The organism is Oceanisphaera sp. (genome assembly GCF_048268965.1).
In the GTDB taxonomy this organism is placed as follows: Bacteria; Pseudomonadota; Gammaproteobacteria; order Enterobacterales; family Aeromonadaceae; genus Oceanimonas.
Window position 1 is genome coordinate 1 of the sequence record NZ_JBLWUK010000013.1, and the last position, 13,265, is coordinate 13,265.

10 protein-coding genes, 1 tRNA gene and 1 riboswitch are annotated in these 13,265 nt (G+C 55.2%); of the genes, 2 read left to right on the top strand and 9 right to left on the bottom strand.

Features of this window, described 5'->3' with window-relative positions:
• Window positions 1-190: 190 nt before the first annotated feature.
• From ACN0VL_RS07755 to ACN0VL_RS07765, 3 genes are all read right to left on the bottom strand, one after another.
• Entirely contained in the window at window positions 191-2,773 is a 2,583-nt protein-coding gene (locus tag ACN0VL_RS07755; protein ID WP_417616141.1) for a TRAP transporter permease, read from the bottom strand.
• Between the two features lie 149 nt (window positions 2,774-2,922).
• Window positions 2,923-3,876, bottom strand: a complete 954-nt coding sequence (locus ACN0VL_RS07760) for a TAXI family TRAP transporter solute-binding subunit (RefSeq protein ID WP_417616143.1) — start codon at window positions 3,874-3,876, stop codon at window positions 2,923-2,925.
• A 171-nt stretch (window positions 3,877-4,047) separates the two neighbouring features.
• A complete protein-coding gene (locus tag ACN0VL_RS07765) occupies window positions 4,048-5,289 on the bottom strand; it encodes a D-amino acid dehydrogenase (protein WP_417616145.1) in 1,242 nt (413 codons plus the stop codon).
• 116 nt (window positions 5,290-5,405) lie between these two features.
• Between ACN0VL_RS07765 and ACN0VL_RS07770 the strand changes: the two genes are divergently transcribed.
• The gene (locus ACN0VL_RS07770) at window positions 5,406-6,314 is read left to right on the top strand and encodes a LysR family transcriptional regulator (RefSeq protein ID WP_417616146.1); all 909 of its coding nucleotides are present in this window, start codon (window positions 5,406-5,408) and stop codon (window positions 6,312-6,314) included.
• 18 nt (window positions 6,315-6,332) lie between these two features.
• Here ACN0VL_RS07770 and ACN0VL_RS07775 read toward each other — a convergent pair whose 3' ends face one another.
• The 5 genes from ACN0VL_RS07775 to ACN0VL_RS07795 form a co-directional block, all read right to left on the bottom strand.
• Complete coding sequence (locus tag ACN0VL_RS07775) at window positions 6,333-6,890, bottom strand: TMEM165/GDT1 family protein (RefSeq protein ID WP_417616148.1); 558 nt, start codon at window positions 6,888-6,890, stop codon at window positions 6,333-6,335.
• A gap of 93 nt (window positions 6,891-6,983) precedes the next feature.
• A riboswitch (yybP-ykoY riboswitch) is annotated at window positions 6,984-7,100 on the bottom strand.
• A gap of 39 nt (window positions 7,101-7,139) precedes the next feature.
• Window positions 7,140-7,457 (bottom strand): translation initiation factor, encoded by a 318-nt coding sequence (locus ACN0VL_RS07780; RefSeq protein WP_417616149.1) that lies wholly within the window; start codon window positions 7,455-7,457, stop codon window positions 7,140-7,142.
• Between the two features lie 44 nt (window positions 7,458-7,501).
• Window positions 7,502-8,644, bottom strand: coding sequence for an N-acetylglucosamine-6-phosphate deacetylase (gene nagA / locus ACN0VL_RS07785; RefSeq protein WP_417616150.1), 1,143 nt, complete (start codon window positions 8,642-8,644; stop codon window positions 7,502-7,504).
• Between the two features lie 25 nt (window positions 8,645-8,669).
• A complete protein-coding gene (gene nagB / locus ACN0VL_RS07790) occupies window positions 8,670-9,452 on the bottom strand; it encodes a glucosamine-6-phosphate deaminase (RefSeq protein WP_417616151.1) in 783 nt (260 codons plus the stop codon).
• A gap of 588 nt (window positions 9,453-10,040) precedes the next feature.
• Window positions 10,041-10,116: transfer RNA gene (locus ACN0VL_RS07795), tRNA-Asn, on the bottom strand.
• A gap of 154 nt (window positions 10,117-10,270) precedes the next feature.
• On the opposite strand from ACN0VL_RS07795, the gene uvrB reads away from it, so the two are divergent.
• Window positions 10,271-12,271: an excinuclease ABC subunit UvrB gene (gene uvrB / locus ACN0VL_RS07800; protein WP_417616153.1), complete on the top strand. Its 2,001-nt coding sequence runs from the start codon at window positions 10,271-10,273 to the stop codon at window positions 12,269-12,271.
• 509 nt (window positions 12,272-12,780) lie between these two features.
• Here uvrB and ACN0VL_RS07805 read toward each other — a convergent pair.
• Window positions 12,781-13,254 carry a CreA family protein gene (locus tag ACN0VL_RS07805; RefSeq protein ID WP_417616155.1) on the bottom strand — a complete coding sequence of 158 codons (474 nt, stop codon included), beginning with the start codon at window positions 13,252-13,254 and terminating at the stop codon, window positions 12,781-12,783.
• Window positions 13,255-13,265: the final 11 nt, after the last annotated feature.

Below are 13,265 nucleotides of genomic sequence, written 5' to 3' on the forward strand. Positions count from 1 at the left end.
GGGATGTCATTTCCCGAGCCCCCAGGGATGGGTTTATGGCGTGTCGTGGGAGCTGACTCTGTTTCCTCTGGTACTCAACTTTAAAATAGATCATGTTTTTACTTAGATTGTTATCACTCCTCCTCACGGCCTAACCAGGCAAAAAAAAGCCCCAGCGGTTGGGCTGGGGCTATTTATTAGGTTACCAACATCAAGAGGTCGCGGTGAGCGGCGGTTTGCTCTCTTGAGCCGGTTGGCGGCGGCGTTGCAGCCACACCACCAGCATCAGTACCAGAAAGCCGGGGATCCACATCAGCTCTTTAAGCCAGCGCTCCGTCGGGGCTCTGACCAGCATGATCTCCTGGTCAAAGTCGAGGCCGGCATCGGCAGCCGGGCTGTTGAAGGCCACGCTGTCGATTAAGACCTTGCCGTCTTCTTCATAGAGCATCAGGCCCAGTTTCTGCAGGCGTTCGGCACCGCTGTCACCCGCGGGAACCGGCAGTAACATACTGAACTCCTTGGCGTCACCGACCGCGTCTATTCCCTTGATGCGCAGGCGCAGCTGACTTTCCGCGGCCACCTCGCCCATTACCTGCTCTATTTGCGTGGGTGGTACGTCACGATAGGGGTCGTGCAGCATATCCATCCAGAATCCGGGGCGGAACAGGGTAAAGGCCACCAGCAGCAGCAGTATGCCTTCGTACCAGCGACTGCGCACCAGGAAGTAGCCCTGAGTGCCTGCGGCGAAGATCAACATGGCGGCGGTGGAGATGATAAAGATTAATACCCCATGCCAGAAGCCCACATCAATCAGCAACAAGTCGGTGTTGAAGATGAACAGGAAAGGTAGGGCGGCGGTCCGCAAGCTGTAATAAAAGGCGGTAATACCGGTTTTTATCGGATCGCCTTTAGACACGGCCGCGGCTGCAAACGAAGCCAGCCCCACCGGCGGTGTCACGTCCGCCATAATGCCAAAGTAAAACACAAACAGGTGCACGGCGATCAGGGGCACGATCAGGCCGTTTTGCTGGCCCAGGGTCACCACGACGGGAGCCAACAGGCTGGAGACCACTATGTAGTTAGCGGTGGTGGGTAAGCCCATGCCCAAAATAAGGCTGAACACGGCAATCAGCACCAGCATCAGCAGCAAGTTGCCCATCGACAGCAGTTCCACCAGGTCGGCCAATACCAGGCCGACACCGGTTTGTGAGACCGCACCGACAATCAGGCCGGCGGCTGCGGTGGCAATACCGATACCAATCATGTTGCGGGCACCGGCCAGCAAGCCTTCACGCAAGTCGACCAGGCCGTCCACGAAGTTACCGTGATCGTGCTGACCGTCGGTGCGCATCCAGCTGAGCAGCGGGCGTTGAGTCAGCAGAATAAATACCAGCATCACGCTGCCCCAAAAGGCAGACAGGCCAGGGGATAACCGCTCCACCATCAAACACCAGACCAGCACTACCACGGGGAGCAGGAAGTGCAAGCCGGACAAGAGCACGGCACGGGGCTGGGGTAGTGAATCGAGCGGGGCATTCGGATCTTCCGGTGGCAGCGGTGCCACACTGGCGGCTATTTTCAACAGCCCCAGATAGGCTATTGCCAGCAATACGCCGACGCCTTCCAGCACATAGTCGCCCAGCACGGGTTTGAGCCAGCCCAGCCCGTAATACACCGCCAGTGACAACCCACTGATCAGGGCTGCCCCAAAGGCAAAACCGGTCAGGCGGCGCAGCCAGGGTTTGGGCTGATAACCGCCAATGGGCTGTAAACCCAATTTAAGCGACTCCAGGTGCACAATATAGAGCAGGGCAATATAGGAAATGGCGGCCGGCAAAAAGGCATGCTTGATGATTTCAACATAAGGCATGCCGATGTATTCAACCATCAAGAAGGCGGCGGCGCCCATGACCGGCGGCATGATCTGGCCGTTCACCGAGGAGGCCACTTCGACTGCGCCGGCCTTTTCGGCAGAAAACCCGGTGCGCTTCATCATGGGAATGGTAAAGGTACCCGTGGTGACCACGTTGGCAATGGACGAGCCCGAGATCATGCCGGTCAGGCCGGAGGCCACCACGGCTGCCTTGGCAGGGCCACCCCGAAAGTGCCCCAGTAAACTGAAGGCCAGTTGTATGAAGTAATGACCGGCACCGGCACGTTCCAGCAGGGCACCAAACAATACAAACAAAAACACGAAGCTGGTGGATACCCCTAGCGCAATGCCGAACACGCCTTCGGTGGTAATCCACTGGTGGTTGGCCAGGGCGCTGAAGGAGACGCCACGGTGCGCCAGCAGGCTGGGCATATAAGGGCCGGCCAGGCTATAGGCCAGAAACACCAGGGCGATAATGGCCAGCGGAGGGCCCAGCGCACGTCGGGTCGCTTCCAGCAACAGGGTAATGCCAATGCAGGCGGTGACCAGATCGGCCGTGGTTAAATTGCCAGGGCGCTGGGACAGCTCCTGGTAAAAAATAAACAAGTAGGCGGCACTGGCTGCGGCTATCAAGCCAAGGGCAATATCGAGCAAGGGGACGCGATGGCGTGGTGACGATTTAAAGGCAGGAAACACCAGAAAAGCCAGCATGAGTGCAAAGGCCAGGTGAATGGAGCGGGTTTCCGTGCTGTTGAGTACCCCAACCCCAAACAGGAAGGGCAGGGGAGAAGCAATCCAGAGTTGGAATAATGACCATAACAGAGCCAGGCCGGCGCTCACCTTGGCCATAATGCCACCGGGAGTACGGGCCCCCACATCCTGGGCAATCAGCTCTTCTACGGAGAGTTTTTTTTCTGACATAGGGTGATACCTGTCTTGATGTTGCAATAGAGAAGAGCAAACCTCTTCCGGGGTAACAGAAGAGGTTTGCTTTATGATAAGGATACATCAATTAGGCAGAAAGCCTGAAAGTGATTGTCTCATTTGTCTCTGCTATAAGCAGGAGACGGTTATAGCCAGCCTTTTTCTTGGTAGTAACGCTTGGCGCCTTCATGCAGAGGTGCGGTAATACCGGCACTGATCATGTCTTCGGCTTTTAAATCGGCAAAGGCGGGGTGCAGACGCTTGAAGCGATCCAGGTTATCAAACACGGATTTCACCAGCTGATAAACGACTTCAGGATCGGTTTCTTCGGTCGTGGCCAGTACCGCTTTGCCACCCATGGAAGAAATCGGCTGGTCGACACCCGGGTATAAACCGGCAGGAATGTCGGCACGAGTGAAGTAGGTGGCTTCAGCCAGCAGCTTGTCAACACCTGGGCCGGTCACGGGGATCAGCTTGGCATCGGCGGTGGTCAGCGCTTCTTGAATGGCACCACTGGGGTGGCCTACTACATAGGTGATGGCATCCAGGTTGTTATCACCCAGAGCGGCTGCCATTTCGGCAGGTTTCAGCTCGGCGGCAAGAGAGAAAGTGTCTTTATCCCAACCGTTGGCCTGCATCAGCTCTTCAAAGGTATCACGGCTGCCAGAGCCGGGTACGCCTATGTTGACGCGCTTGCCTTCCAGATCAGCCAGGGCATCGATCTTGCTGTCGTTACGGACCACGATAGTCAAAATTTCGCTTTGCAACGAGAACACGGCACGCAGGTTTTCTACCGGTTTCTTGTCAAACGGAGCCTGACCTTCCAGGGCCTTGAACTGGTGATCCGACTGAATAAAACCAAAGTCGTAATCCTTGTTTTGCAAGGCAACGATGTTGCCTACGCTACCCGCGGATGAAGGAGCGTTACACTTGATGTCATGCTCTTCTGCGCCACGGTTCAAGAAGCGGCACACGGATTGTCCCGCAGTATAGTAAACGCCGGTTTGACCACCGGTACCAATGGTAACATAGCGGGCTTCGGCACTGACTTGCGTGCTGAGCAAGAGGGCGGTCATGGCGCCGGTCATTAGTTTGATCATCTTATGATTCTCCATTTCGGATCTTTGGGTTATCTTCCAAATAACATCGACATTCTTCCTATGACCAGCACATTGTTTAATGTGTAGCCATATGAGCCGAATACGTTAATGTAATCCTGAACCTTTTGCTAATCAAATATCGTCAGGCGAGAAATTGCGCCTGAAAAACGATCAGTGAGGCAGCTGTAATCCGGTTAATGTAATCTCTGCTGGCTCCTGGCTAATTAAATGGGCCAGGCTGGAAGCGCTGCCACAAGCCAGGGTAAAGCCCAGACTGCCATGGCCAAGATTCAGCCACAGGTTCTTGATGCCGCTCCTGCCCAGCAAAGGGGTGCCCTGGGGAGTCGTGGGCCGCAGCCCGGCCCAGGCCTGAGCCTGCTGATAATCCCCCGCCCTGGGAAAGCTTAGCTGAGCCTGGCGGCGTAGCGAGGCAATTCTGTCGGCATCCAGTTCAGTACTGGCGTTACCAATGTCGACCATGGCGGCCACGCGCAACTGATCATCGAGGCGTGCATACACGATTTTTCGGTCATAATCGGTGACATTGGTTTGCGGTATAGTGGCGTGATCCTGAACCGGCAGGGTCAGGCTATAGCCCTTCAAGGGGTACAACGGCACCTTGACGCCCACCGACTTCAGCAGGCCGACGCTGCCCATGCCGGCGGCCATCACCAGGTGATCGACCGCCACCTCGTCATTGTTTAGTCGCAAGCCGCGAATTTGTCCATTTTCCACCACGAGTTTCTGCACCGTTTGGCCGGTGTGCAACCTGAAGTTCGGGTGGGCGCTCAGCTGTTGCAATAGCTGCCGACAAAACCGATGACAGTCACCCACTTCATCACCAGGCGAAAAAATGCCTCCCTGTAACTGCGGCGCCAAATCGACGAGTGACGGCTCAGTCTCGACACACTCTTGGGGAGTCAGCACTTGCTGCATGGATGACTCGACTACTTTGCCGGCGGCATGACTGAAATGGTGGCTATCGCGATAAATCACCAGTTTGCCATTGGCGCGCCAGGCGAAGTCCGTCAGCCCAAACTGTGCCTGCCAGTCATGGAGTACCGCCTGACTGTGCAGTGCCAGGCGCAACAGATGAGCGGTATTGGCTTGATTGACGCTGGTACGACAGGCGAGCAAAAAGTCCAGACACCAGCGCCATTGGCTTATGCTCATGCGGGGCCGAAAACGCAGCGGCGAGTCTTTTTTGAACATCCAGCCCAATGCCTGCCAGGGAACGCCGGCATCGGCCAGTGGAGACACATAGCGATAGCTAAGCTGGCCGCCATTGGCAAAGCTGGTGGCCATGCCGACGGCATCATGCTGCTCGAATAAATCAACACTATGTCCTTTGTTGATGAGGGCATAGGCGGTGGTCAAGCCGATTACCCCACCGCCAATAATTGCAACGCGCATGCCGGTCTCCTGTAAAACGCAATGGCCTCAGCATAGGTATTGTGGTGTCAAACGAACAATGAAAAGATAAGTCGCGGGTATAACCATAGGTTATACCCGCTTTCATGGGGGAGATAATGCGGTTACGTCATATAGAGTTGTTTCAAGCCATTTTACAAACCGGCAGCCTGACGGCAGCGGCCGAGCTGTTGCATATTTCACAACCGGCGGTCAGCAAAAGTCTGCAGCATGCGGAGCAGCAGCTGGGGTTTGCCCTGTTCCATCGCGTACGCGGCAAGCTGCAGCCGACCGCCGAGGCCTTGATGTTGCAGGCGCCGACCGAACAACTTTCGTCGGACTTGCAAAGTCTCAGGCGACTGGCCGCCAATCTGCGCCACGCCAATGCCGCCAAGCTACGCCTGATGTGTACGCCGACCCTGGCGCAAAGTTTGTTACCCCGGGCGCTGGGGCAATGGCGCCGGCAGTATCCGGACATCGAATGTGAGCTGGCCACCCAGCATACGCGGGAAATGGTACAGGCCTTGTTGCTGCAAGAGGCAGATCTGGGGCTGACTCTGATGCGTGTTGAGCATCCCAGCTTGCAGGTAGATACGCTGGCGCACAGCCGCTTGATGGCGATAGCACCGGCCGGTTGGTGGTCTGACGCGCAATGCCGTACCCCATTGCGGCTGCAACACCTGGCAGGGCTCAGCCTGATAGGACTGGATAGCCGGGATGGTCTGGGGGCCTTGCTGCAAGGTCACTTGCAGGAGCTGAAGCCTGCGGTAAGGATGATGACGCGGGTACAAACCTATCAACTGGCGCGGCTGATGGTGGCCGCGGGGCAGGGGCTGGCGTTGGTGGATCCCTTTACCGCCTTGATGGACGCCTCGGGCGAAGTACAAGTCCGCCCGCTGGAGCCCAAGCTCGGCGTCACGCTGTATGTGTTACGCCGAGCCGGTGAAACACCGGTGGCGGCACAGCAATATCTGCTGGAGCAGATACAAAACACCGCCACCGAATTATTACAAACCGCAGGGGACTAGCGGTATTACCACCACGTATTACCACCACAAGGTGGTCACGCCCAGAGTGAGAAAGAGCAGGGCGCTGGCACCGTGTACCCAGGCCATGGGAAGGCGCTCGGCGCCTTTTTTGCCAAGCAGCACCACGGGCACGTTGGCGGCCATCATGCCCAGGGTGGTGCCTAGCACGACCCACCAGAACTCTTCAACAAAGCGAGCGGCCAGCAGCACGGTGGCCAGTTGGGTTTTGTCGCCCATCTCTGCAATAAAAAACAACACAAAGGTGGTTAAAAAAGGTCCGTAGCGGCGGAACCCGCTGCTTTCATCATCCAGCTTATCGGGAATAAGCATCCAAATGGCCATGGCGAAAAAAGATGCGGCCAGCAGGTAGCGTAGCCACAGGGGGTCGAGCCAGTGTTGCAGCCAGACTCCTAGCCAGGCAGCCAGGCCGTGGTTGAGCAGGGTGGCAAGGAGAATGGCGGTAATGATAGGCAGTGGTTTTCTGAAACGACAGCTTAACAGCAGAGCAAGCAGTTGGGTTTTATCGCCTATCTCGGCAATAGCGACCGCCAGGGTCGAGGTAGTTAATGCTTCCACAGAGTGTACCGGGGGACGAGAATTTATTAACCGATGAGCAGACCGCACCAACCCGTCCCCGGTTTTGGCAGCAGCCTGTCAAAGGTCTCGTCAAATTCGGGTTATTTTGTATTGAATAACAAAATAACCCGAATCACGGCCACCATGGTGATTGCACCAAGCATGTTGATGACCGTCTCGTGAGAGAGACTACTCCCCCTTGCGCAGGAAAAGCCATTTTAAAGCCGGTATTGATAAATGCAAGCCGGGTTAGCCACCTACCTGCTTTACCTTCAAGCCGGCCTTGCCGAGCAGTGTCTGGATTTGTGCCAGACGATCACCCTGGATCTCGATCACTCCTTTCTTGACTGCGCCGCCGGTACCCAGCTGCTTTTTCAGCTGCTTGGCCAGGGCTCCCACGTCTTTGGCGGGCACCCCATAAATACAAATGACCCCTGCGCCTTTGCGACCTTTGGTTTCGCGGCGCAGCCTGATCACCCCATCGTCGGGAAACAGACTGTCTTGCGCAGCCGGTGACGTTGCCGGATCCTGCCAATCGGGATCCGTGCTATAAACCAATTTATTCATAACGCTAACCTGTTCGCATGATTAAGATGACGGTTTTTTTACTTTTACTCGGTAAACTGCCCGTTTACCAAGGTATTTTTAACGGATAAATCTTCGTTTAATACCACTAAATTAGCGACTTTCCCCACGGAAATCGAGCCCAGATCCTGATCTTTACCCATGGCGCGGGCCGGATACAGGCTGGCCATGCGCAGCGCTTCTGCCAGCGGCAGGCCGATGCGCTCCACCAGGTTACGCACGCCGGCTACCATGGTCAGCGAGGAGCCGCCCAGGGTGCCGTGTTCATCAAGGCACTGGCCATCGCGCACCAGCACGCGGGTGCCACAAAAGTCGAATTGCGTTAACTCTGGCCCGGCGCCGGCGGCGGCCGTAGCGTCGGTCACCAGACACAGCCGTGAACCCAGTACTTTGTGTGCCAGGCGCACGTTGGCGTCATGCACATGAACCCCATCGACAATAATACCGGCGTAAATATCGGGACTGTCGTATACCGCGCCGACTACCCCGGGCTCGCGGCCGTTGCCGGTCGGCGTCATGGCATTGTAAAGGTGGGTGGCAAAGCCAATTCCGGCGGCAATGCCTTGCATGGCTTCATCATAGCTGGCGGCGGTGTGCCCCAGGGCGACCATGATGCCGGCGGCCTTCAGCCGGGCAATGTGCTCGGGCTGATTACACTCGGGCGCCAGCGTCATTTTGGCGATGACGTCCCCATGCCGGCACAAAAAGTCCAGCATGGGCTCGTCCAGAGGGCGTATTTGCCGGGCCGGATGAATGCCTTTCCGCTTGAGGTTGGTGTAGGGGCCTTCAAGGTGCAGCCCCAATACCTGATTGGCATGCTTGGCCATGTAGGCATGAGTGACGGCCACCGCCTGGCGCATGTCCGCATCGGGGGAGGTGATCAGCGTGGGCAAAAAACTGGTGGTGCCGGAGGCTAAACTCGTGCGTTGCATGGTTGCCAGCGTGGCCTCGCTGATATCGCCGTTAAACATGACGCCACCGCAGCCATTCAGCTGCAAGTCAATAAAGCCCGCACTGAGCAAGGCCCCATTCAAGTCATGGCTGGGGAGTTCAGGCGCAAGACTGCCCCTGGGAATGACGGCGCTAATCCGGCCATGGTCGATGACCACCGCATGGTCGAGCAACCATTGTTCACCAGTGAATATCTGGCAGTCGGTTAACGCAAACACGGGCGACTCCTCAAGCTTGGGATAATTATACGGCGACGGCGGCATCGTGAAGATTCGGACTGTTCGTCAGGGTAGCGGTGGCGGCCTGGTCGCAAACAATCATGCTGCGTTCATGTAACCGCAGGCAGGAGATGGGCCACAGTGGTGTTATGTCCCCCTCAACCGCGGCTTGCAGCGCCTGAGCCTTGTGCTCACCGGTGACCAGCAGCATGACTTCTTCTGCATCCAGCAAGGTGCCCAGACCCACAGTGATTGCCTGCGTCGGCACCAAAGACACATCATTATCAAAAAAGCGTGAGTTATCCTGGCGGGTAATGTCGGTGAGACGGGTGATCTGAGTACGGGAATCAAATGCCGTCATCGGTTCGTTAAAGGCAATATGACCATTACTGCCCACGCCACCCATAAATAAATGAATGCCACCGACCTGACGTATCGCATCTTCATATTGTTGACACTCAGCCACCATGTCGACGGCGTTACCGTTGGGAATATGGATATTGGCCGGCAATATATCGATATGCCGAAAGAAGTGCTCATGCATAAAGTAGTGATAGCTGTGCGGGTGAGTCGCAGGCAGGCCTATGTACTCATCCATATTAAAGGTCACCACGTGGCGAAAACTCAGGGACCCGGCCTGGTGCAGGCGGATCAGCTCCTGATAGGTGGCAAGTGGCGTGCTGCCGGTAGGCAGCCCGAGTACGAAGGGGCGATCGGCGGTGGGCGCAAAGGCCTTGATACGATCGGCAATATAGTGTGCCGCCCAGTGGCAGACTTGTGCTGGGTGAGCAAAGGGAATTAAACGCATGGCTATTGTGGTCTCGTCATATAGTGCCGAAAGACTATCATAGTTTGCCGGTACATGAATAAAACTGCGTGGCTACAGGCGACAAAAAATACAGTGTTTTCACTTTATTATTACTTCAGTGCATATATGCGGTTAACTGGGCAAAAAAAGCATTTAAGTCGGCTTAAACAGGATGTAACACATAAGTTAATTGTAAATGAGAGGCGGGCCAAGATAAAAAGATCGGATTTATCGGCTGGCAGTCAAGTCCATTTTTTGCCGGGTCAAAACAGAAAAGGTTATGCACAGCGGCGCCGAGCCAGCAGGGGTCAGGCTTGGCACGACTTATCCACCATTTCTGTGGATAAGGCTGTGGATTAGCTCCCCATAACTCGTGCAAAGCCAGTGGTGGCAGGCTTCTCGGATAAGGCGGTAATTTTTTGACCAAAAAATAAATACTTTAAAATCAAAAACTTGGAAAAAGACATGCGAAATTGTCGTTCATTATCTAACCGATAATAACGATATTAGAGCAAAAGCGCAAAATGTGGGTTTTTATGTTAAAGCAAGAGATTGCTAGTGGATAAGTCTGAAGATGTGTTGCTAAATTGGCTCCCCCTGCTGGACTCGAACCAGCGACATACGGATTAACAGTCCGGCGTTCTACCAACTGAACTAAGGGGGAATCTCGTGAAGAGGCCGCAGATGATACGCAGCCTGACCGATAGGGTCAAGGGTAAAATAGAATTTTTACTCCTTATGGCGGCAGGTGCAGTTTTTGCTTAAATTTACTGCTCCACAGGGGGTAAACTGGTCATTAAGATGAAAGGAGACTGTAAATGAGCAAAGACTTCCAACTGGTCAGCGGGTATCAGCCCGGAGGCGACCAGCCAACGGCCATCGCCCAGCTGCTGGAGGGAATCGATGCGGGCCTGGCGCATCAAACCTTGCTGGGCGTCACCGGCTCGGGCAAAACCTTTACCATCGCCAATGTGATCAACACCCTGAATCGACCCACCATGATACTGGCGCCCAATAAAACCCTGGCCGCCCAGCTGTATGGCGAGATGAAGGAATATTTTCCCCATAACTCGGTTGAGTACTTCGTCTCTTACTACGATTACTATCAGCCCGAGGCCTATGTGCCCACCACGGATACCTTTATCGAAAAGGATGCCTCCATCAACGATCACATCGAGCAAATGCGACTGTCTGCCACCAAGGCGTTGATGGAGCGGCGCGATGTGATCATTGTGGCCTCGGTGTCGGCCATTTACGGCTTGGGGGATCCCCAGTCTTATTTGAGCATGATGCTGCATTTGCGTACCGGCGATATGCTGAATCAGCGTGACATGCTACGCCGCCTGGCCGAGCTGCAATATACCCGTAACGATGCGGGTTTTCAGCGCGGTACCTTTCGGGTGCGAGGCGAGGTGATCGATATTTTTCCGGCCGAGTCCGATAACCAGGCGCTGCGGGTAGAACTGTTTGATGACGAAATAGAACGGCTCAGTCTGTTCGACCCTCTGACCGGTGGGGTCTCGCAACGGCTGGCGCGTTTTACCATCTACCCCAAAACCCACTATGTGACACCGCGCGAAAAGCTGCTGGATGCCATCGAGTACATCAAGGCCGAACTGCAGGAGCGCAAGGCACAGTTGTTATCGGCCAATAAACTGCTGGAAGAACAGCGCATCAGCCAGCGCACCCAGTTTGATATCGAAATGATCCAGGAGCTGGGATATTGCTCGGGCATTGAAAACTACTCGCGCTATTTGTCCGGTCGGGAGGAAGGCGAAGCACCGCCGACGCTGTTCGACTATTTACCAGGCGACGGCCTGCTGATCATCGATGAGTCACACGTCACTGTGCCACAAATCGGCGGCATGTATAAGGGCGACCGTTCGCGCAAGGAAACCCTGGTGGAATATGGTTTTCGGCTGCCCTCGGCACTGGACAACCGGCCGATGCGCTTCGAAGAATTCGAAGCCTTGATGCCGCAAACCGTGTTTGTATCGGCCACCCCGGGCCCGTACGAGCTGGATAAGTCCGGTGATGATATTGCCCAGCAGGTGGTGCGTCCCACGGGCCTGCTTGACCCTGTCATAGAAGTGCGCCCGGTGGCGACTCAGGTGGACGATGTGTTGTCGGAAGCCCGACTGCGGATTGCGGTGAACGAGCGGGTCCTGGTGACCACCCTGACCAAGCGCATGGCCGAAGACCTCTCGGAGTATTTAATCGATCACGGCTTGAAGGTGCGTTATTTACACTCGGATATCGACACCGTCGAGCGCATGGAAATCATTCGCGATCTCCGTTTGGGCGAATTTGATGTCTTGGTCGGCATTAACTTGCTGCGCGAAGGGCTGGATATGCCGGAAGTATCCCTGGTGGCCATTCTGGATGCAGATAAAGAAGGTTTCTTGCGCTCGGAACGTTCGCTGATCCAGACCATAGGCCGGGCCGCCCGTAACCTGAACGGCAAGGCCATTTTGTATGGCGACAAGATAACCCGCTCCATGGCCGCGGCCATCGGGGAAACCGAGCGCCGGCGTGAGCTGCAGCAGGAGTTTAACCGGCAGCATGGCATCACACCGAAAGGATTGACCAAGTCGGTGACCGATGTATTGGACCTGGACGGCACCAAACGTATCGGCTCGAAACGCGCCAAGGACAAAACGGTACTGCCCGAGCACATACCTACTGCCAAAGAGCTGGACAAGCAGATCACCGAGCTGGAAAAACAGATGGTCGAGCAGGCACAAAACCTGGAGTTTGAACAAGCCGCCGCTACCCGCGACCGCATTCATGCGTTGCGCGAACAACTGATCCGCAGTTAAAACACAGGCATACGCTTTACGCCATACGCTGTAAGTGAAGACCTGGTTGCGGTGTTCGTTTTAACTTACGGCGTATGCGTAAGACGTACAACGATATTTTATGCCGTCTTCCTGAACTTGTTTCAGGATCTTGTTTATATCTTTTGTAGGCGAACGTTTACTCTCGCATTACGCCGCAGGCGTAAATTTTTAAACCATCCTGCTTCACAGAATATTGAAGCGGTCGCAGTAACGATAAAGAGTGCTGTGGGTGTCTTTAACGGATGGCGAACAGCGTAAGGCGTATAGCTTACTTCAATCCACCAGCTCTATATTCAGGCTGTATAACAGACTTGGGGCTTAGTAGCGGTAAAGTCGACGCCTTGCAGGTTGGTGCGGAGAGCCAATGCAGGTGAGGAGTCCAGAAACCATGGCTCTCAACTGTCGGCTTTCGGGTCGTCTGCAGAGCCGATAGACCCCCGTCCTTGCTTATGCGAGGTGACGTTCTTCACGAGGGTGCCGTACGGTTTTTAAGGTTGAGCCGGCGTGGGCTCTTTATAAGCCAGGGTACCCCACAAGGGGACGGTGGACATGGCGTGCTTGTAGCTGCCGCTGGTTTCCTTGGTGCTGTAGGCCAGATACAGCAATGATTGGCTCTGCTCATCATAAATTCGGCGAATTTTCAGGCTTTTCAGGAAAATGCTTTTTGATTTCTTGAACACTATGTCGCCGCTTTTGGAGCGGTCTATGGCTGCTATCATGGCCGGGGTGATTTCACCGGTTTGCCGGCAGCTGATTGACATGTCTGACGGATCGGCCAGGTTCAGGTTTGCGACTACGTTCGACATGTGACAGGTGACCCCAGGCACCAGCGGGTCGGCCAGTACTTCTATCTTGATGTCCTTGGTCGTAAACAAACCCAGAGAGACATCACCCACTTCATTGTTATCACAACCGCTGAGTACCAGGGCGGCCATGCCGCCGAATATCAGTGCTTTCCACATCAAGAAGTCCT